The sequence below is a fragment of the Aureitalea sp. L0-47 genome (assembly GCF_026126405.1).
In the GTDB taxonomy this organism is placed as follows: Bacteria; Bacteroidota; Bacteroidia; order Flavobacteriales; family Flavobacteriaceae; genus Pukyongia.
Genome location: NZ_JAFMTQ010000016.1, coordinates 42,778 through 62,521 on the forward strand (window position 1 = coordinate 42,778; position 19,744 = coordinate 62,521).

Below are 19,744 nucleotides of genomic sequence, written 5' to 3' on the forward strand. Positions count from 1 at the left end.
TTAAAAGTACTTGTTTTATATTTTTAATTCCTGAAATTAATTCAGCATGAAGCAATACCACGACCTCGTAAAACACATATTAGAGCACGGAACGGAAAAGAACGATCGTACCGGTACAGGAACAAAAGCAGTATTTGGGTACCAGATGCGATTTGACCTGAGCGAAGGATTTCCGATGGTCACAACGAAAAAACTGCACCTGAAATCTATCATCTATGAATTACTTTGGTTTCTGAATGGTGACACCAATGTGAAATACCTGCAGGAAAACGGGGTGCGGATATGGAACGAATGGGCCGATGAAAACGGAGACCTGGGGCCTGTATATGGTCATCAATGGCGTAACTGGAACAGCGAGGAGATCGACCAGATCAAGCAAGTTATTCATACACTGAAAACGAATCCCGATAGCCGACGAATGATCGTGAGTGCATGGAATCCTTCGGTAATGCCCGACACCTCAAAACCTTTTTCCGAAAACGTAGCCAATGGAAAAGCAGCACTTCCACCTTGCCATGCGTTCTTCCAATTCTACGTGGCCGATGGTAAATTGTCTTGTCAGCTATATCAACGAAGTGCCGATGTATTCCTCGGCGTGCCTTTTAATATAGCCAGCTATGCACTGCTCACCCTGATGATGGCGCAGGTTTGTGGTTTTGAGCCCGGTGACTTTATACACACCTTCGGTGATGCTCATATCTACAGCAATCACATGGAGCAATTGGAGCTTCAACTGTCCCGCGATCCTCGCCCTTTACCTCAAATGTTGTTAAATCCGGAAGTAAAAGATATCTTTGGCTTTAAATTTGATGACTTTACCTTAATGAATTACGATCCGCATCCACATATTAAAGGTGCTGTTGCGGTTTAAACAACCTACATATGAAACAACTACTTATTATACTATGCCTGTTGGCGGCTACTAATGGTTTTGCCCAGGAATGGGGAAACTTTGATAAGAACAAACTTACCATGAAGGAATTGGCGCCAATATGGCCTGGCTGTGAAAAAGGCAACGCCGCTCAACGAGACAACTGTTTTAACACCCAGCTGGCAACACATATTGCTAAAAATTTCCGTTACCCCGCAGAAGAATACAAAAAGAACATTCAGGGCCGTGTAGTAGTCACCTTTATTGTGAATACTGAAGGTGTTATCGAGATCAAAAAGATTACTGGAGGAAATGAAGGCTTACAAGCCGAAGCAAAGCGAAATATCATGTCCATGCCTAAAATGGCCAAACCTGGTATGTTAGCTGGCAAACCCAAGGCGATAGAGTATACTGTACCCATTACCTTTAAGACCGGGAAGTAAGGTGGGTGTTCGACTCTCCCTTCTTCTAATTCTCTGCTGTTCCATAACCTTTGCACAAAAGCATGTCACAGAGGGTGTTCAAGATGCAGCTGTTCCTTTTGCTATTGTTGAAACCCCACCTGCCTATCCGGGATGTGATTTATCCGATACTAGAAATTCGAAGGCCTGCACCTCAAAACGAATACAGCGATTCTTCGAAAAAAATTTTGATTTGCAAAAGATCAAAGCACTGGGATTAAGCCCTGGACGTTATCGCACCTCTATGATTTTCAAAATTACTAAGGAAGGAAAAGTCACAGATATAAAAGCGAATAATTACCGGGAGGTGCCGGAAATTGAGGAGGAAGCTGTCCGCGTAGCTTCTCTACTACCCGAATTCAAGCCCGGGGATCAAAGGGGTGAGATTGTTTCCGTTATGTATGGGCTCCCAATAGTTTTCGACATAGAACCGGAGCGAAAAAGGCAAAGAAAAAAGGGTTGATTATCCGTTTAAATCTTTAACATCCTCTAAACACAATACAAAAATTCATTTGATATCTTTAAGGGTCGGGATAAATTTCCGACTCTTTTTTATATGAATCAAACCCAAAACAGCATCTCCTTCTTCCTGGAGACGCGCGCGCACACCGAAGCATTGTGTAAACCCCTGGAGATCGAAGACTATGTAGTCCAGCCCGTAGTGGATGTTTCTCCTCCTAAATGGCATCTTGGCCATACAACCTGGTTTTTCGAGGAATTTATTCTGAAACCATATAAGCCCGACTACAGGATCTTCAATGAAGATTTTGCCTATGTTTTCAATAGTTACTATGAAACCGTTGGGAAACGAGTAGTTCGGAGCGACCGGGGCAACCTCTCGCGGCCTGGCGTTGCCCAGGTATACGATTACAGGCATTATGTTACCAACGAGCTGGCGGAATTTCTTTCTTCGGAAAAGATTTCAGAAAAAATAATGAACCTGCTTGAAATAGGGATCCATCACGAAAAACAACACCAGGAATTACTACTTACCGATATAAAATACATACTCGGGAACAATCCACTGCTTCCGGTATATAATTCAGACTTTAAAGAAGATTCCATTGATGAAACACCTTCAACCTGGATTGCAATGGACGAGGGGATATATGAAATTGGCCATAATAGCGACGAATTTTGCTATGACAATGAACTAGCACACCATAAGGTCTACCTTCACGATTACGAAATCTCAAACAAACTGGTAAACAATGCTGAATTCATTGAATTCATTGAAGCGGGAGGCTATCAGGATTTTAGCTTATGGCATGCTGAAGGCTGGGACTGGGTTCAGCAACAAGGCATAAAACGACCTATGTATTGGCATAAGATCGACGGAACTTGGTATCGATATACCCTGGCAGGTTTGAAAAAGATTCAACCTGACGCTTCGGTAACACATGTTTCCTACTTTGAAGCCTTTGCATTCGCGGAGTGGAAAGGCTGCAGGCTTCCAACTGAATTCGAATGGGAAGCCGCCCAGGAGCACTTTCAGTGGGGAGATCGATGGGAATGGACGGAAAGCGCCTATCTACCCTATCCCGGATATAAAAAACCTGAAGGCGCCATTGGTGAATACAATGGAAAATTCATGGTGAATCAAAAGGTGTTACGCGGAGGATCCGTGGCTACGCCTGAAAAACATACCCGACACACCTACAGAAACTTTTTTCATACCAACCTACGCTGGCAGTTCACCGGATTAAGGTTAGCGAAGTAAATCCGACTACGACTCTATGAACACGACTACAGAAACGATCCTGGATACGGAATTCAAAAAGGATGTGTATGCCGGACTTACGGCATTTCCTAAATACTTGTTTTCCAAATATATCTATGACAAAAAAGGTGATAAATTATTCCAGGATATCATGGACCTGGAGGAATATTATCTAACAAACAGCGAATTCGAGATCTTCACAGAAAACAAAAAGGCGATCTGCGAACTGTTTCGTGGAAATGGTCATGGATTCGACCTGATCGAACTTGGCGCAGGAGATGGAAAGAAAACCAAAGTCTTGCTCCGTCATTTGGACGAGGATGGGTTCGATTTCATCTACAAGCCGATTGATATTAGCGAAAACGCTATAAACCGCTTACGCGACGATCTAGCCAAGGAACTTCCAAATGTCCCGGTTCATCCCGAGAAAGGAGAATATTTTGAAGTCCTGGAGAGATTGCACCTATACAAGGTGCGCAAGAAAGTAATTATGGTTTTAGGGTCCAACATTGGAAATCTGTTACATCCGAGAGCCATAGATTTCCTGGCCCATCTAAGAGATACGATGAATAGCGAGGACCTGATATTTATGGGTTTCGATCAAAAAAAGGAACCCCAGACTATTCTTGACGCCTATAACGACCCACACGGCGTCACTGAGACGTTTAATAAGAATTTACTGGAACGAATAAATAAGGAAATGGGTGGAAATTTCGATTTGGATAAATTCAAACACTGGGAAGTTTACGATCCTGAATCAGGCACCGCTAAGAGCTATCTCATCGCTAAAGAAGCTATGTCTGTTAGAATAGATGCCATAGATCTTTCAGTTCAGTTCGACCCATGGGAAACGATTCATACGGAGATCTCTCAAAAATACGACTATAAGATAGTGGAGTGGCTCGCTGAGGAGTCCGGACTTGAAATTGTGACCTCATTCGTCGATAGCAGGAATTATTTTAAAGATTATGTATTCCGAAGAAAATGAATTGATCACTGATCGATCACTTCCAATAGTTTATTTAAATCATCAATAGTGTTATAAAGGTGAAAACTCACTCGAATTCCATCACCTCGAAGTGAACAGATAATGTTGTTTTCCTTTAATTTTTCGAACAATTCCTTATCACCTTTTAGATTAAAGATCGTGGAGTGGTTTTCTCTAACAGTCACAGCTTTTTCTAACAACCCGCGTTTTTCAAATTCCTTTTTAGCTTCAGATTTCAGGCTGGAAAGATGATTCTCAACCTCTTCCATTCCTATATTCTGAAGGAAGGCAACCGATTCTCCCAGGCTCCCGTAGTTTAGTGTATCCTGGTGTCCCGGCTCCATATGACCAATCAAACCGATCTCGTCCTTATTTCCGAAGGTGAAATCGGCCGAATTGTACCCTATGGTTCGAGGAAGAATTTGCGACTGTACTTCCGGTTTGATCATAAAAAACCCATTGCCATAACCTGCCAGCATCCATTTATAAGCGCTAGCTCCCATCACATCTATCGGACTTTCGGTAAAGTTGAAATCAACGGTCCCGAGATATTGGGTAGCATCTGCGATTAGCAATAAATCCGGATGATAAGCTTTGAGTCGGTGAAGAAACTCGGTATCCATCAGTACCCCGCTTATATACTGCACCATACTAAAGGCAAAGATATCAGGATGGTGTTCTGCCATTGCCTGCTCGATATTGCCTTCCAGGTTCTCATCAATGTTCGCATAGCAGACCTCAAATTCCCTGGTCTCAACTGGCCAGCTGATGGACGGATAGTCTCCGTTGAGTAATAGTATTTTTTTATTCTTCGGAAGGCCGCTTAGGATCGTATTCATTCCGAAAGAAAAGTTGGGAACAAGGGCTATGGTATCTTCTGGTGTGGATAAAAAATCGGCTAATCTACCCCTTATCTCACGAATATGAGCTTTGTGCTTATCGCGAAAAATACTTCCACCTTCCATGAGGTTGAGATCGTGCTGATGCCGCCATGCTACCAAAGACCTTGAAAACAAGCCACAGGAAGCAGTATTGAGATAAGTGTAGCTTTCGGTAACGGGGAACTCTTTTCTAAAATCTTCCATCAGATAAGGCAGGTAAACCCGCGATTTTTCAATATTTTTACAATAGCCTAAAAGTAGTGCGCATGTTTTCAAAAAACAAAAAAACCGAAGAATTCGACCACGAGCAGCGTTTACAGTACGAATACGCTCGTAAGAGGATCGTTCAGAAGAAAAAGCTAATGCGGCATTTCATCGTATTCCTGGCTGGATCTCTGCTGCTAATTATCATCAACCCGGTTTTGGGAATTGGTAAAGATTTCTTTATAGAAAACTGGTTTGTATGGGCCATACTTATCTGGGCATTCCTATTCCTGGTGCATCTTCTGAATGTATTCATCATGAATAAATTCATGGGCAAAGAATGGGAAGACAAGCAACTGGAAAAGCTGAAAGCCAGGCAAACGGAAAGAATCTCAGAGCTTCAAAAACAAGTGGACAGTAAGCTGCTTCAAAAAGAAACGGAAGTAAAAAAAAACGAAGAGCTGAATCTTCAAAACCCGGAGAACGAATGATCACAATGATTGCAGCGGCGGGAGAGAACAATGAACTCGGCCTCAATAATATGCTGGTGTGGCACTTGCCAGATGATTTCAGAAGATTTAAACAACTTACTACCGGCCATCATATCATCATGGGGCGCAAAACCTTTGAGTCCTTCCCCAGTCCGCTACCCAACAGAACGCATATTGTTATTAGTCGAAATAAAGACTTCAACAGTGACGGTATCAGAGTAGTTCATTCCATAGAGGAAGCGCTGGAAAGCTCAAAACCCGATCCACAACCATTTATCATTGGTGGTGGAGAGATCTACGAACAGGGAATGGCTGTTGCAAAGAAGATCGAACTCACACGGGTACACGGAACTTTTGATGCGGACACCTTCTTCCCGGACATTCCGGAAAGCCACTGGGAACTGGCGGAAGAACACTATCATCCTATCGACGACAGGCATGATTACGCCTTCACATACGAAACCTGGATACGCAGGTAATTACAGACTTGGAGTCCTTATTAAGAAAGATCGCCGAAAATCACGGGTTGAATATCCAATCACACCATAGATTGTTTGGTGGTGACATCAATACCGTTGTTCTACTTGAATGTGCTAATGAAAAGATCGTTGCAAAGATCAACAGCGAGGCAGATTATCCGCGTATGTTCTCAGCTGAAAGACAAGGCCTTGAATTGTTGGGGCAAACAAACACCTTACGTATTCCGAAGGTAATTGGACATGGAGTAATCGAGGATGATTCCTTCCTGCTACTGGAATATATTCCCTCGGCAGCTAGAAAAAATGATTTCTGGATCGATTTCGGACAAAATCTTGCGCGGCTTCATAAGCATACCCGGGATTCTTTCGGACTCGACATCGATAATTACATTGGCAGCCTACCTCAGCCAAATTCATCGGCTACTACCCCGACCGACTTTTACATTACCCAAAGACTGGAACCACAATTCAAAATGGCGCAGGACAGCGGCAAACTTTCATTCGAAACGGATGGTTTCTATAAAACCGTTTCAGAAATAATACCCGATGAACCACCAGCGCTAATTCACGGCGATCTTTGGAATGGAAACTATATGGTGGATATCAAAGGCGAGCCAGTGCTGATAGACCCTGCCGTGGCTTATTCGATTCGAGAGATGGACCTGGGAATGATGCAATTGTTCGGGGGATTTCCGGAAGAGGTGTTTTCGGCCTATAACGAAGTCTATCCGCTGGTTTCAGAATGGAGGGAACGAACCTCATTATGGCAGCTTTATTACCTGTTGGTGCATCTTAATCTATTCGGAAGTGGATACCTCGGCCAGGTGAAATCGGCCATTGCAAAATATTCTTAAGATTGCTGTATTTTTGTAACCTCAACCAAAGACAATGAAAGCATATTTATTTCCAGGACAGGGAGCTCAATTCAGCGGAATGGGGCTCGACCTATACGAAAATTCAAGCCGAGCCAAAGAACTTTTTGAAGAAGCCAACAAGGTACTTGGCTTTGATATCACAAAAATCATGTTCGAGGGCAGTGCTGAAGAACTCAAAGAAACTAAGGTTACCCAACCCGCCATTTTTCTTCACTCTACCATACTTGCCGAAGTGATGGGGGACGCATTTCAACCTGATATGGTTGCAGGGCATTCCCTGGGTGAATTTTCAGCACTAGTTGCGAATCGAACCCTTGCCTTTAACGATGGATTAACTCTTGTTTCCAAGCGCGCTCAGGCCATGCAGAAGGCCTGTGAGCTGGAACCTTCTACCATGGCGGCTGTTCTCGGACTGGAAGATGAGGTAGTTGAACGCATCTGTGCAGAAACCGAAGGCATTGTTGTAGCTGCTAACTACAATTGTCCCGGACAACTGGTAATAAGTGGAGAGATAGATGCCGTTGGCAAAGCCTGTGAGACCCTTACCGAAGCAGGAGCCCGCCGTGCGTTGATCTTACCGGTAGGAGGTGCTTTTCACAGTCCGTTGATGGAACCCGCGCGTGAAGAACTAGCGGCTGCCATTGAAAATACACAGTTTAGGGCACCAGCCTGCCCTATCTATCAAAATGTGAGCACAACGGCGGTGACGGATGCTTCAGAAATAAAAAAGAATCTAATGCTTCAGTTGACCGCACCGGTTAAATGGACGCAAAGTATTCAGCAGATGATCGCCGATGGCGGAACTTCCTTTACTGAAGTTGGACCAGGCAATGTATTGCAGGGATTAATGCGTAAGATTGATCGATCTGTGGAAACGGGGAAAGCCGAAGTTCAATAATCTTATCAACCTAATGATTATTATATATTAGGCTGATAATCTACAATCTTCACAATCTTTGATTTCACCGTAGTAGGTCTCCCTGTATTTGTGAAGTGTTTTATAAGGAATAGATAGAAAGGCTTTTTTAATATAAACTACCCTTGTAGTAAGCATACCCATTTTCTCAGTGAATCGCTTTTCTCTTTTTACTTGTCGTTTTACGGAAATTAGTTTCATAATCGAATTCGCTTTTCGCAAAAGAAGCAAGATGAAATTTCAATAGCAAGATATCAGGGTTAAAATGCCGTTAAAGTCTTGTTAAGATGGCTTAATCAATCCCGCGAACCTGCTTCTCCCACTCCCAGGCGGATGACAGGGCATCTTTTATGCTGCGCGAAGCTTTCCAACCAAGTTCGCTATTCGCTTTTGTAGTATCGGCATAGACTTTGGTTACATCACCGGGGCGTCTGTCCACGATCTTGTAGTTGAGTTTCAAACCGGTTGCTTCCTCGAAGGATCTTATCACCTCTAGTACCGAACTGCCTTTACCTGTTCCAATATTGAATATTTCAAAGCGTTCTTTATTCTCTTCTGAAAGTAATCGCTTCAAAGCCACAACATGGGCTTCTGCCAGGTCTTCGATATGAATATAATCCCGAACGCAGCTACCATCAGGAGTTGGGTAATCATCACCGAACACGGAAAGTTGTTCTCTAACGCCAGCCGCAGTCTGGGTAATGAAAGGCACTAAATTTTGTGGAACACCCAATGGCAATTCGCCTATCTCGGCCGATTCGTGTGCTCCAATTGGATTAAAATAGCGCAGTGATATTGATCGGATATCCGAAACATTACAAAGGTCGGCCAATATTTCTTCGCTGATCTGTTTGGTGTTTCCGTAAGGGGACAAAGCAGGTTTCACAGGAGCATCTTCGGTAATGGGAAGGCTGTCCGGCTGACCATAAACTGTACAGGACGAACTGAAAATGAAGTTTTTAATTCCCCTGTCACTGCATTCCTTCAGCAAATAAACCAGCGTGCCCACATTGTTTTCATAGTAGAGTAATGGATTCTCAACACTTTCACCTACAGCTTTGCTCGCGGCAAAATGTATCACTCCGGTTATATCCGTGTACTTGTTGAAGAATTCGGAAACGGCTTCCTTTTCCTTAAGATCCAGGATCTCAAGATCAGGACGTTCTCCTGTGATATTGGTTATGCCATCCAATACATCAACTGATGCATTGGACAGATCGTCAATGATAACTGTTTTAAAACCTGCTTTTTGCAACTCGACCACCGTGTGCGAGCCGATATATCCGAGGCCACCGGTAACGAGGATCTTTTTCATTAGCTTGTTACAAAGTTAATTACCGTACTTGTGATAAATTCAATTTGCTCATCATCCAGCTCGGTATGCATAGGTAATGAGATCACTTCTTTCACCAGCTGATTGGTTACTCCAAAATCTTCTTCCTTGTAGCGTTCGTCTTTGTAGGCCTTCTGAAGATGCAGCGGTATCGGGTAATACACTCCACAAGGTATTCCCTGCTCGTTCAAATGCGTAACCAGGGCGTCACGATCACAGTTCTGAACACGTAGGGTATACTGGTGAAACACATGGCAATCACAGGTATCACAAACAGGGTTTGCATCTTCGCAGGGACCCGAAGGTGTGATGATATTCGTTATGCCCGTAAACGCTTTGTTGTATTTTTTAGCGGCTTCGCGCCTGCTTTTGTTATAGTCGTCCAAATTCGGCAGTTTCACCCGAAGTACGGTTGCCTGGATCGAATCCAGTCGTGAGTTTACTCCAACCACATCATGATGATAGCGAACGTACATGCCGTGATTTACAATACCTCGTATGGTATGTGCCAGGTCGTCGTCATTGGTAAATATGGCGCCTCCATCTCCATAGCATCCCAGGTTCTTGGAGGGGAAGAATGAAGTGGAACCTACATGACCAATAGCGCCGGTCATTGTTTTGGTTCCATCCTTAGAAGTATAAGTAGCACCTATTCCCTGGGCATTGTCCTCAATCACATAAAGATCGTGCTCCTCAGCCAGTGCCATGATCTCGTCCATCGGCGCGGGTAGACCGAACAGGTGGACAGGCACAATGGCTTTGGTTTTTGGCGTGATAGCTCGTTTAATGGCCTCAACATCGATATTAAAATTCAGTGGGTCTACGTCTACCAGTACAGGTGTTAGTCCCAGTAACGCGATCACTTCAACGGTAGCAGCAAAGGTGAAATCGGCAGTGATCACCTCATCTCCGGGTTTAAGTCCAAGACCCATCATACAAATCTGCAGGGCATCCGTGCCATTGGCACATGGGATAACATGTTTTACACCCAGGTACTCTTCCAGTTCTTTCTGAAATTTATGAACCTCAGGGCCGTTAATAAAGGCACTCGACTCCACAACTTCCAGTATCGAACTATCCACACGCTCCTTTATTTTTTCATACTGACCCTTAAGGTCTACCATCTGAATTTTACGCATCGTATCAATGAAAATTTTGTTGTCAAACTTACGAAATTGTTTTGTTGTTCTTGGTGTGTGTGACCGTATTTAACCATGGCTTTACCTTGAAATTTCTGAAATTAGACCCTGGTCTTTTGACAAATTGAATTTTGGTAAATTTGTCCTGATGCGATCGCTCTACAACTTTCTTACCCACATGAGTTATCCTTTTCTGTGGGGATCTTCCATTTTCAGTATGAAAATGAAGCAATTCATTGAAGGGCGCAAGGATGTGATGGATCGCTTATCGGAAAACATTGAGACCAACGACAAAACAATATGGTTCCACTGTGCTTCCCTGGGTGAATATGAGCAGGGCCTCCCTATCATGGAGTCGGTACGGGAACTATTCCCAGGGTACAAACTGGTTCTTACATTTTTCTCGCCTTCCGGGTACGAGGTTCGAAAAGATACTGAACTCGCCGAGGTAGTTTGCTACCTTCCTTTGGACACCAAAAAAAATGCAAGAAAGTTTCTCAAGCTAGTACATCCCTCGTTGGCCATATTTGTAAAATATGAATTCTGGCCAAATTATCTATTCGAATTGGAAGAACGGCAAATACCTTCTTTACTTATCTCGGGTTTGTTCCGTCCGAACCAGGTTTTCTTTAAACCCAGGGGATTCTTTATGCGAAAAGCCCTGGCAACCATCGATCACTTCTTTGTTCAGAATACAGAATCGATGGATTTATTGAATTCTATAAAGATCGATAATGTGAGCCTAAGCGGTGATACTCGTTTCGACCGGGTTTGCAGGCAAATAGAACAGGACAACACACTTTCCTATATCGAAACCTTCAAAGGTGAGAATCTTTGCGTGGTGTGCGGAAGCACCTGGCCCGAAGATGAAGCATTATTACTCAACTTTATCAACGAATCCGATTCTAATGTGAAATTTGTGATCGCGCCTCACATTATCGATGCATCCAAAATTGAACTTTTCAGAAACAAACTGAAAAAAGTTTCCGTATGCTATTCAGCAATGGAAAAGCAAGATCTCGAAAATGCCTCCGTCTTTATCCTGGATACCATTGGGTTACTAACCCGGGTGTATAGCTATGCGGATATGGCGTACGTAGGAGGAGGAATGGGCACTTCCGGACTACACAACATCCTGGAACCGGCTACTTTCGGAGTTCCTATTATTATTGGGAAGAATTACAAGAAATTTCCGGAAGCCATCCGACTCGAGTCCCTGGCAGGGCTATTCAGCGTGAGTACTTCAGAAGAATTAAGCAGCATAATGAATAAGCTAATTCGCGATAAAGATCTCAGGAATAAAACAGGAATGATCTGTGGTCATTTCGTGAATAGCAACACCGGGGCCACAGAGATTATCATGAAACATATATCGTCACTCCACGGTGACAGCCTCATTTAAATACCTCCGGAACGGGAGCATCTCTTTGTAGATTTCAATAACTTTCTTCTCTAGATCGGAACTCACAATCTCTCCTCTTGATAGATGATGTACTACGGCAAATGACCGTCTTCGCAAAAGATCAATATGTTCGTGATCCACTGAAAAGCCTTTTGGAGCAGTCTTTAGAGGATCATCTTCCACCATTTCACCAAACATTTTACGGAACGAAGGTTTCTTTAAGATTGCTTTTAATTCTTCGCCATTGTAGTCGATGGCATTTCTTATTCGGCGCAAAAGATCGGAAGACGGGTGCCAGTAACCTCCGCCTATGAAGGATTGTTCCACTCCCAGCTCGATATAAAAATCCCCTTGCTTGCTTACCTGGTCAAGACCTGCGCCAAAATGATCTTTGTAGACCGGCCGGTTTGGGTGATAGAGCAAATTATTGTTAATACGGTTTATGGCTTTTTTGCCGGGGGTATCGAAGTAATCATCATCTATGGCTGCCAATTGTTCATTCATACGATCCAACCATGCAATGAAGAAATCACGCACAGCGAAGTATTCCTTGCGATGGATATCCATCCAGTCTTTGGAGTTGTTTTTCTGAAGTCGTTGAAGGAATTCGAATAGTTCCTGAAAGCCCATTATTACGTGTTGAGGTGACGAATCTGGCCTTTTAGTTCCTCCATGGATGCCTGCAATTGCCGAAGTAAACTGCTGTCGGTTGGTTCTTCCAGACCAAAGGTGAGTTTACTGTTAACCAACCACAATTCCTGAATATCTTTTACCTCAACATCGATAGGGAGGTACTCCGGATTAAGGGATACAAGGCGAACTCTATCCGGCGCATTCGGCACTTTCTGTAATTTTTTAACGAGAACGGAATCCATGAGCACGACAATGTAAATTCGGCTATCTGTTGCTTCGGAAATGCTTGGTACAGCTCGTCCCAGGACCCACTCATTCGGCCTAATATTGGGTAGCATACTGTCTCCTTCCACCTGGAAACCACGGTAGGTGGCATTGCGGTATTCGGGTAAAGGAATTGAAAAAGATGGTAGTGACCCATACCATTCCACATCCTGAATATTGTGTGGATAACCAGCCGCAGCTTTTTGATTCACTAGAAGGATGTTATCATTGTCTTCTGCGTCGACTGTGATAACTTTCGGACTCACATCGCCTCCGCTCAGATCTACATATTGCGTAAAGCTATTTCCAAACAACCAAAGTGGATTTATTCTGAATTGCCGCAACAATTCCATCACAGCTTTTCCCGAGATCTTTGTTTTCCCGCGTTCGATATCAGCGGTGGTAGTTCCAATCCCCAACAATTCTGCGAAAGACTGTTGAGTATGGTGCTGTTCTTCCCGCACTTTCTTAAAACGTCTGGCTTCAACGGGTATGTTTTTTTCCATATTTCGAATATACAACATTTTGGAATATTTCCAAGTGCCTTCAGGAATTATTCCGGATTGGATCCTTCCGACTTAATTAATTGACATTCAGAGATAAGCTTTCGATGAAATGATAAAATTTTGAGTTATTCTCTTTAAAAAATTAGTTACTTTTATCACCTATTAATCACTAATCCTATCACTTATGAAAAAATTATTTGTATCACTGGCAGCCTTGGCGATGGTATTTGCTGTATACTCTTGTAGAGAGACAGAAAAGAAAGCCGAAGACATGGAAACGGAAGTTGAAAATGTAATGGAAGAGGCTGAAGAATCTGCTAACGAAGCTGCAGAAGAAGTTGAAAACGCTATGGAAGAAGCTGCGGAAGAGGTTGAAGGAGCTGCTGAAGAAGTGGAAGAAGCTGTTGAAAATGTAGTTGAAGAAGTTGAAGAAGCTGCAGGAGGCAATTAAGATCCTAAAATCAAGAGTATAAAGAAGCCCCGTTTAACGGGGCTTTTTTTATTGGAATAACTCAGTAAACAAAGAAGACTCTCAGGAAATTCCCAAGAGTCTTTGATTTAGGTCAATCCACTAATTACTTCGAGATATGTTAATGCAGTTGGGTAATTGAGCAGATAAGCATATCGTCTTTTACAATCAGTTGATGAATCTCCCCTATTGATCTTTTTATTTTCTTACTTCTGAACAATTATAAATTCAGATCGTCGGTTTAACTGGTGTTCATCTTCACTACAAGTCACGCCGTTCGCACAGCGATTCAGCAGTTGCGATTCCCCATAACCTCTTCCGGTAATGCGATCGCGGCTAACTCCCGCTCCTACAATATAATCTATGGTAGATTGCGCCCTGGCTTCCGACAACCTCAGGTTGAAGGCGTCACTCGAACGACTGTCCGTATGAGATCGCACATCGATCTTAAGGTTAGGGAATTTATTCATAGCCTCAACGACCTTCAATAATTCGATCTGTGCATCCGGACGGATATACGACTGACTAAGATCAAAGTAGATCGGGTTCAGGTTAAGTAACACACCCAGGTCTTCTCCTACCTTGGCATCACGGATCTCTCTATCTTCTTCTGAAAGTAAGTAAAGCGTTTTCTTAACTTCAGATTCGTATTCCCCTGAAGTCACAAACGATTTTTCAGCCGTAGAGAAATCCTCCTTCGAAGCTCTTATCGCGTATCCGGTTGAACATTCGATCACGTCGAAAGAGAAAGCACCGTTCATGTCGGACTTCGTCTCTTCGAGTACATTATTATCATTGTCGAGTAGCACGACTTTCGCATCGGTAATGAGATCGTCCGAATCTTCATCTCTAACCTCACCGCTTAGTGACTGTCGACAGTTCTTGATCAACTGCGCCGTTTGTTCGAATGAATAAATATCATCTTCTCCTTTTCCACCTTCACGATTCGAAGCAAAATAACCCAATCCGGTGGTGCTGTTGATAACAAAAGAGAAATCGTCTGCCTTACTGTTAATTGGCGCTCCAATATTGAATCCTTTCTCGTAGTTTCCTTCGGAATTCATTTCAGCAACAAAAACATCAAGTCCTCCAAGACCTACATGTCCATCGGAGGCAAAATAAAGGTCACCGTTAGTATCCACGAATGGGAAGGTCTCACGTCCTTCTGTGTTCACCGCATCTCCAAGGCTCTCAGGCTCTCCGAAGCTATCTCCTTCAATCTTCACCTTGTACAAGTCGCTTTGTCCCTCTCCTCCGGGTCTGTCACTCGCGAAGATCAGGTGTTTCCCGTCAGCAGTTAGCGTCGGATGTCCGTTGGAGAATTCGTCGCTATTAAAAGGAAGCTCTTCTGATTCGCTCCAGCCTTTCTCAGTTCTTTTTGATCGGTATAATTTTAATAAGGTCTTACCCTCTCCATTTTTTCCTCGCTTGCGCTTGGTATAATTATTCCTGGTAAAATACATGGTCTGGCCATCTTTGGTAAAGACAGCGGAAGATTCATGATACCTGGAATTTACTTTGCTTCGGTAGCGATTCGGCTCACCTTCTTCGCTTACCGTAATACTGTATAATTCGGAAAACGGCTGGTCGTTCCAATCGTGCAGTCGTTGCGATGCGGTTCGCGTTTTCCTGTTGGAAGTGAAGATTACTTCGCCTCCGTTAAGCGTTGGTGCAAAATCTGATAATTCAGAATTGAAAGGAACCGTAAACACATTAAATCTTCCGGATTGCAGCTCAATGAGCTTGAGATAATTTCTTTCTTCTGAAAACAACTCGGCACGATCATCGGTTGAAGCAACTTCGTTAAGTTTGTCCATTATCCTGTCGGCAGTTGCATACTTTCCGATGGTTTTAAGCGATTGTGCATACCTGTAGATATATTCAGATTCAATCTCATCGGTAAATTCAAACAAGGCTCCATACCATTTGGCGGCATCTTCGTACTCCCCATTGAAGTAGTAAGAGTCTCCCAATCGTGATAGCACATTCACCGAGCGGTAGCCACTCTCAACGGCTTTGATGTAAGAGTCCCTGGCATCTATGAATGCAAAGTTGCTATAGTGGGAATCTCCTTTCGCTTCTTTATTGTTAGCCGAAGAGGAAGTTTCCTGGGCTATTGAATCGTTGGCCGTGAACAATAGTCCGGCAATAATCAGTATAAAATAGTTTAGTCGTAATCTCATAGCCGTAATTATTAAAAGAATCGTGGATTTTTCATTCCTTCATCTCTCTTGAACAGTTCGAATCGAAGGAATACTTCATAAGAACCGTCGTTATATTGTTGTAGGTCTGTAGTTTCCCTGTCGTACGCAAATCCAACCATCACCTGGTCTGTTACCTGGAAACCTACCAGTGCACTAAGTGCAGCACTCCATCTATAGGCAGCTCCCAAAGTAAGTTTATCCTCGATCAGGAAGTTTGCAGACATATCAACCTGCAAAGGCGATCCCTGAACGATCTTGGTAAGCACAGCCGGTTTGAATTTTAGTCCTTCTGAAACATCAAAAACATAACCACTCATCAGGTAGAAGTTAACTCGTTCTTCGGCTGTTGCACTGGAGTTGTTAGAGTTAGACGACTCATCAAAATGCTCAGTCTCCAGGATATTCGGAACACTGGCACCCAGGTAGAACTTATCGGTGTAATAATAGGCACCGGCGCCCACCTGAGGAGAGAATCTATTATCAATATTTATCTCAGTACCCGGATCACCGTTGTTAAACGGACCTGTATTGAGCCTGTTGCTATCTATATTCAGAAGATGGGCCCCACCCTTAATTCCGAGGGCTAATCGTCCCCTTTCCGAAGTGTTTAAGGTATAGCTGAAATCAATATCTATATAGGTCTCTTCAGCAATGAATATCTCGTCGCGAGTAACATTTAATCCGAGCCCTACTTTTTTACCTATAGGCGAGTGCATAGCGAAGTTCAGGGTGGTTGGAGCTCCGTCCAGGCCTACCCACTGACTTCTGTACAAGCCAACAATACTAAGCACATCTCTTGTACCCGCATATGCAGGATTTACACTCAAAGGATTGTACATATACTGAGTGTACTGGGCATCCTGTTGCGCAAAGGTGCTCTCCGTATGGATTCCCAGGCAAAGTAGTACTAAAACTGTTGTGTAAAATCTTCTCATAGTTTTAATATTAGGCCTGCCAGGTCCTCACCCGGCAGGCATTATCTTTGATTTTTATCTTCTGTTTATATAAAGTGGTCCAGCGAGTTGTTTAGTTTCACCATTGTCGTTCACATAGTTAAGAACGTAATAGTATGTACCTACTGGTAACTTCTCACCCTGGTCTATGGTTACACGTCCTTCTGAAATTCCTCGGAAAAACTTATCGTTCTGACCATAACCTTCAACTCCGTATACCTTCACACCCCATCGGTTGAATATCTCTAGAGTGTTGTTAGGATATCTGTGGATACCTCGGATCACGAACACGTCATTCAATCCGTCACCATTTGGCGTCATGATATCAAACACATCCAGGTTATCTTCCGAATTCGGATTACCGTTGTTAGGCTCGATATAGTCAATGATTCCATTGTCGTTATCGTCACCTAGTTCATCACCGTTGGCAATTCCATCGTTATCACAATCAAGCTCTAACCACTCCTGGGTCACGATCGACAGATCCTGGCTTTCCACTAGGAAGTCACATGGGTCTGTTGGATCGGTTCCGTCGTTTACTTCTTCACCGTTCAATACTCCATCACCATCACAATCAGTCTCCAGCCATTCTACACTTGGTGGGAATGTCTGACTCTCATATACGAAGTCACAAAGATCAAGCGGATCGGTTCCGTCGTTCACCTCGTCACCATCGATAACTCCGTCACCGTCGGTATCCGGGTTAAGTGGATCGGTTCCTATCGCGATCTCCTGTCCGTTGGTCAGGCCGTCGCCGTCACAGTCGGTATCCAGCCACTCTTGTGTTGGATCAACTGTCTGGCTAGCCAGTACAAAGTCACAAAGATCAAGTGGGTTAGTTCCGTCGTTTATTTCGTCACGGTTGGTAACACCGTCACCATCACAGTCTAGAGCATCCCACTCTTCACTTGTAAGTGATAGGTCCTGACTTAGTGGATCGTAATCACATGGATCAACCGGATCGGTTCCATCAATGATCTCCTGACCATTGGTTACACCGTCACCGTCACAGTCTGCATCTAACCAAGCCTGGCTAGGTGGCACTGTCTGACTCATCCAATCAAGATCACATTCGTCTAGCGGATCGGTACCATCGTTCACCTCGTCACCATTAGTAACTCCGTCACCATCACAATCAAGGTCTAGCCATTCTTGTGTTGGATCTACAGTTTGGTTTTCCAGGATGAATTCACAAGGATCAACCGGATCGGTTCCGTCGATAACTTCCTGACCGTTAGTTACACCGTCACCGTCACAGTCTCCGTCTAACCAAGCCTGGCTAGGTGGTACTGTCTGACTTGTATAGATAAGATCACACTCATCAAGAGGATCTGTACCGTCTATTAGTTCCTGTCCGTTGGTAACACCGTCACCATCACAATCAAGAGCTTCCCATTCCATCGTTTGTGGTAAGGTTGCATTCTCTAACATGAAGTCACAAGGATCAACAGGATCGGTTCCGTCTATTACTTCGTTTCCGTTGGTAACACCGTCACCATCACAATCTCCATCTATCCATGCCTGGCTTGGCGGTACTGTCTGACTCGTGAAATCAAGATCACATTCGTCAAGTGGGTCTGTACCGTCGTTTATTTCATCACCATTCGTCACTCCGTCACCATCACAATCCAGGTCTAACCATTCTTGTGTTGGAGGAACCGTCTGACTTGCCAATACAAAGTCACAAGGATCAACCGGATCGGTTCCGTCAATAACTTCATCACCGTTGGTCACACCATCGCCATCACAATCGGCATCATTCCATGCCTGAGTTGGAGGAACAGTTTGATTAGCAACTACCAGGTCACAGAAATCAAGTGGATCAGTTCCGTCTATAATTTCCTGTCCGTTAGTTACACCGTCACCGTCACAGTCTAGAGCTTCCCAGGCTGCTGTTGTTGGAACAGTCTGGCTGCTTAGCATGAAGTCACAAGGATCGGTTGGATCGGTACCATCGATGACCTCGTCACCATTGGTTACACCATCACCATCACAATCTCCGTCTATCCATGCCTGGCTAGGTGGTACTGTCTGACTCGTGAAGTCAAGGTCACATTCATCTAGTGGATCCGTACCATCATTCAATTCATCACCATTCGTTACTCCGTCACCATCACAATCCAGATCAAGCCACTCCTGTGTTGGAGGCACTGTCTGACTTGCAAGTACAAAGTCACAAGGATCAACAGGATCGGTTCCATCGATAACTTCCTGACCGTTGGTCACACCGTCACCATCACAGTCCAGGGCTTCCCATGCTGCGCTTGGTGGAAGTGTTTGGTTTGTATATACCAGATCACACTCATCTAGTGGATCAGTTCCATCTATAATTTCTTGTCCATTGGTTACACCATCGCCATCACAATCAAGAGCTTCCCATGCTGCTGTAGTTGGCACACTCTGACTCGTTTGCTGGAAATCACAAGGATCGGTTGGATCGGTTCCATCGGTAATCTCATCACCGTTAGTTACACCGTCACCATCACAATCACCTGCTTCCCATGCCGCACTTGGTGGTACCGTCTGACTAGCCGCTACCAGGTCACACTCATCAAGTGGATCGGTTCCGTCGATGATCTCCTGACCATTGGTAACACCGTCTCCATCACAATCAAGGGCTTCCCAGGCTGCAGTTGGAGTAGTATTCTGACTTGCAAGTACAAAGTCACAAGGATCAACAGGATCGGTTCCGTCGATGATCTCCTGACCATTAGTTACACCGTCACCATCACAGTCCAGAGCTTCCCAGGCTGCTGTTGGCGTTGTATTCTGACTGGCCCCAACAAGATCACAAGGATCGAGTGGGTCTGTTCCATCTATAATTTCTTGTCCATTGGTTACACCATCGCCATCACAATCAAGAGCTTCCCATGCCGCTGTAGTTGGCACGCTCTGACTGGTTTGCATAAAGTCACAAGGATCGGTTGGATCGGTACCATCGATGATCTCATCACC

20 protein-coding genes are annotated in these 19,744 nt (G+C 44.0%); 11 read left to right on the forward strand and 9 right to left on the reverse strand.

The features are described 5' to 3' along the window. Positions 1-46 precede the first annotated feature (46 nt). The 5 genes from J1N09_RS13545 to J1N09_RS13565 all read left to right on the forward strand — a co-directional run bounded on the left by J1N09_RS13545 (position 47) and on the right by J1N09_RS13565 (position 4,040). Positions 47-871 (forward strand): thymidylate synthase, encoded by an 825-nt coding sequence (locus J1N09_RS13545; protein WP_265200770.1) that lies wholly within the window; start codon positions 47-49, stop codon positions 869-871. An 11-nt stretch (positions 872-882) separates the two neighbouring features. Beyond that, on the forward strand, positions 883-1,314 hold the full coding sequence (locus J1N09_RS13550) for an energy transducer TonB (protein ID WP_265200771.1): 432 nt from the start codon (positions 883-885) through the stop codon (positions 1,312-1,314). A 1-nt stretch (position 1,315) separates the two neighbouring features. Next, on the forward strand, positions 1,316-1,795 hold the full coding sequence (locus J1N09_RS13555) for an energy transducer TonB (protein WP_265200772.1): 480 nt from the start codon (positions 1,316-1,318) through the stop codon (positions 1,793-1,795). A gap of 93 nt (positions 1,796-1,888) precedes the next feature. Next, positions 1,889-3,052, forward strand: a complete 1,164-nt coding sequence (gene egtB / locus J1N09_RS13560; RefSeq protein WP_265200773.1) for an ergothioneine biosynthesis protein EgtB — start codon at positions 1,889-1,891, stop codon at positions 3,050-3,052. A gap of 16 nt (positions 3,053-3,068) precedes the next feature. After that, complete coding sequence (locus tag J1N09_RS13565; protein ID WP_265200774.1) at positions 3,069-4,040, forward strand: L-histidine N(alpha)-methyltransferase; 972 nt, start codon at positions 3,069-3,071, stop codon at positions 4,038-4,040. Positions 4,041-4,045: 5 nt separating this feature from the next. On the opposite strand, the gene J1N09_RS13570 is transcribed toward J1N09_RS13565, so the two are convergent. Continuing rightward, on the reverse strand, positions 4,046-5,125 hold the full coding sequence (locus tag J1N09_RS13570; RefSeq protein ID WP_265200775.1) for an aminotransferase class V-fold PLP-dependent enzyme: 1,080 nt from the start codon (positions 5,123-5,125) through the stop codon (positions 4,046-4,048). A 62-nt stretch (positions 5,126-5,187) separates the two neighbouring features. Between J1N09_RS13570 and J1N09_RS13575 the strand changes: the two genes are divergently transcribed. The 4 genes from J1N09_RS13575 to fabD are packed head-to-tail and all read left to right on the forward strand — an operon-like array spanning position 5,188 to position 7,868. Beyond that, the gene (locus tag J1N09_RS13575) at positions 5,188-5,616 is read left to right on the forward strand and encodes a 2TM domain-containing protein (RefSeq protein ID WP_265200776.1); all 429 of its coding nucleotides are present in this window, start codon (positions 5,188-5,190) and stop codon (positions 5,614-5,616) included. Next, a complete protein-coding gene (locus J1N09_RS13580) occupies positions 5,613-6,095 on the forward strand; it encodes a dihydrofolate reductase (protein WP_265200777.1) in 483 nt (160 codons plus the stop codon). Before J1N09_RS13575 ends, J1N09_RS13580 begins: the two co-directional genes overlap by 4 nt. A gap of 8 nt (positions 6,096-6,103) precedes the next feature. Then, the gene (locus tag J1N09_RS13585) at positions 6,104-6,949 is read left to right on the forward strand and encodes a fructosamine kinase family protein (RefSeq protein WP_265200778.1); all 846 of its coding nucleotides are present in this window, start codon (positions 6,104-6,106) and stop codon (positions 6,947-6,949) included. A gap of 34 nt (positions 6,950-6,983) precedes the next feature. Beyond that, positions 6,984-7,868 (forward strand): ACP S-malonyltransferase, encoded by an 885-nt coding sequence (gene fabD / locus J1N09_RS13590; protein WP_265200779.1) that lies wholly within the window; start codon positions 6,984-6,986, stop codon positions 7,866-7,868. A gap of 27 nt (positions 7,869-7,895) precedes the next feature. On the opposite strand, the gene J1N09_RS13595 is transcribed toward fabD, so the two are convergent. The 3 genes from J1N09_RS13595 to J1N09_RS13605 all read right to left on the reverse strand — a co-directional run bounded on the left by J1N09_RS13595 (position 7,896) and on the right by J1N09_RS13605 (position 10,358). Next, on the reverse strand, positions 7,896-8,087 hold the full coding sequence (locus J1N09_RS13595) for a hypothetical protein (RefSeq protein WP_265200780.1): 192 nt from the start codon (positions 8,085-8,087) through the stop codon (positions 7,896-7,898). A gap of 91 nt (positions 8,088-8,178) precedes the next feature. Continuing rightward, positions 8,179-9,201, reverse strand: a complete 1,023-nt coding sequence (gene galE / locus J1N09_RS13600; RefSeq protein ID WP_265200781.1) for a UDP-glucose 4-epimerase GalE — start codon at positions 9,199-9,201, stop codon at positions 8,179-8,181. Then, entirely contained in the window at positions 9,201-10,358 is a 1,158-nt protein-coding gene (locus tag J1N09_RS13605) for a DegT/DnrJ/EryC1/StrS family aminotransferase (RefSeq protein ID WP_265200782.1), read from the reverse strand. Before J1N09_RS13605 ends, galE begins: the two co-directional genes overlap by 1 nt. A gap of 148 nt (positions 10,359-10,506) precedes the next feature. Between J1N09_RS13605 and J1N09_RS13610 the strand changes: the two genes are divergently transcribed. Next, entirely contained in the window at positions 10,507-11,760 is a 1,254-nt protein-coding gene (locus tag J1N09_RS13610; RefSeq protein ID WP_265200783.1) for a 3-deoxy-D-manno-octulosonic acid transferase, read from the forward strand. Here the strand turns inward: J1N09_RS13610 and J1N09_RS13615 are convergent. Both J1N09_RS13615 and J1N09_RS13620 read right to left on the reverse strand, forming a co-directional pair. After that, positions 11,734-12,390 carry a DUF2461 domain-containing protein gene (locus tag J1N09_RS13615; protein WP_265200784.1) on the reverse strand — a complete coding sequence of 219 codons (657 nt, stop codon included), beginning with the start codon at positions 12,388-12,390 and terminating at the stop codon, positions 11,734-11,736. The two genes, J1N09_RS13610 and J1N09_RS13615, sit on opposite strands and share 27 nt — an antisense overlap. A 2-nt stretch (positions 12,391-12,392) precedes the next feature. Next, complete coding sequence (locus J1N09_RS13620; protein ID WP_265200785.1) at positions 12,393-13,163, reverse strand: helix-turn-helix transcriptional regulator; 771 nt, start codon at positions 13,161-13,163, stop codon at positions 12,393-12,395. Between the two features lie 184 nt (positions 13,164-13,347). On the opposite strand from J1N09_RS13620, the gene J1N09_RS13625 reads away from it, so the two are divergent. After that, positions 13,348-13,614, forward strand: coding sequence for a hypothetical protein (locus J1N09_RS13625; protein ID WP_265200786.1), 267 nt, complete (start codon positions 13,348-13,350; stop codon positions 13,612-13,614). Positions 13,615-13,838: 224 nt separating this feature from the next. On the opposite strand, the gene J1N09_RS13630 is transcribed toward J1N09_RS13625, so the two are convergent. The 3 genes from J1N09_RS13630 to J1N09_RS13640 form a co-directional block, all read right to left on the reverse strand. Further along, positions 13,839-15,815, reverse strand: a complete 1,977-nt coding sequence (locus tag J1N09_RS13630) for an OmpA family protein (protein WP_265200787.1) — start codon at positions 15,813-15,815, stop codon at positions 13,839-13,841. An 11-nt stretch (positions 15,816-15,826) separates the two neighbouring features. Next, a complete protein-coding gene (locus tag J1N09_RS13635; RefSeq protein WP_265200788.1) occupies positions 15,827-16,771 on the reverse strand; it encodes a type IX secretion system membrane protein PorP/SprF in 945 nt (314 codons plus the stop codon). Positions 16,772-16,825: 54 nt separating this feature from the next. Then, positions 16,826-19,744: gliding motility-associated C-terminal domain-containing protein (locus J1N09_RS13640; protein ID WP_265200789.1), on the reverse strand; the 2,919-nt coding region annotated here is incomplete at its 5' end.

Coding starts and splice junctions, on each gene's coding strand:
- J1N09_RS13565 (WP_265200774.1), top strand. CDS start 3,069: ATGAACACGACTACAGAAACGATCCTGGATACGGAATTCAAAAAGGAT.
- J1N09_RS13605 (WP_265200782.1), bottom strand. CDS start 10,358: ATGCGTAAAATTCAGATGGTAGACCTTAAGGGTCAGTATGAAAAAATA.
- J1N09_RS13625 (WP_265200786.1), top strand. CDS start 13,348: ATGAAAAAATTATTTGTATCACTGGCAGCCTTGGCGATGGTATTTGCT.
- J1N09_RS13545 (WP_265200770.1), top strand. CDS start 47: ATGAAGCAATACCACGACCTCGTAAAACACATATTAGAGCACGGAACG.
- J1N09_RS13615 (WP_265200784.1), bottom strand. CDS start 12,390: ATGGGCTTTCAGGAACTATTCGAATTCCTTCAACGACTTCAGAAAAAC.
- J1N09_RS13630 (WP_265200787.1), bottom strand. CDS start 15,815: ATGAGATTACGACTAAACTATTTTATACTGATTATTGCCGGACTATTG.
- J1N09_RS13570 (WP_265200775.1), bottom strand. CDS start 5,125: ATGGAAGATTTTAGAAAAGAGTTCCCCGTTACCGAAAGCTACACTTAT.
- J1N09_RS13635 (WP_265200788.1), bottom strand. CDS start 16,771: ATGAGAAGATTTTACACAACAGTTTTAGTACTACTTTGCCTGGGAATC.
- J1N09_RS13550 (WP_265200771.1), top strand. CDS start 883: ATGAAACAACTACTTATTATACTATGCCTGTTGGCGGCTACTAATGGT.
- fabD (WP_265200779.1), top strand. CDS start 6,984: ATGAAAGCATATTTATTTCCAGGACAGGGAGCTCAATTCAGCGGAATG.
- J1N09_RS13595 (WP_265200780.1), bottom strand. CDS start 8,087: ATGAAACTAATTTCCGTAAAACGACAAGTAAAAAGAGAAAAGCGATTC.
- galE (WP_265200781.1), bottom strand. CDS start 9,201: ATGAAAAAGATCCTCGTTACCGGTGGCCTCGGATATATCGGCTCGCAC.
- J1N09_RS13575 (WP_265200776.1), top strand. CDS start 5,188: ATGTTTTCAAAAAACAAAAAAACCGAAGAATTCGACCACGAGCAGCGT.
- egtB (WP_265200773.1), top strand. CDS start 1,889: ATGAATCAAACCCAAAACAGCATCTCCTTCTTCCTGGAGACGCGCGCG.
- J1N09_RS13580 (WP_265200777.1), top strand. CDS start 5,613: ATGATCACAATGATTGCAGCGGCGGGAGAGAACAATGAACTCGGCCTC.
- J1N09_RS13610 (WP_265200783.1), top strand. CDS start 10,507: ATGCGATCGCTCTACAACTTTCTTACCCACATGAGTTATCCTTTTCTG.
- J1N09_RS13620 (WP_265200785.1), bottom strand. CDS start 13,163: ATGGAAAAAAACATACCCGTTGAAGCCAGACGTTTTAAGAAAGTGCGG.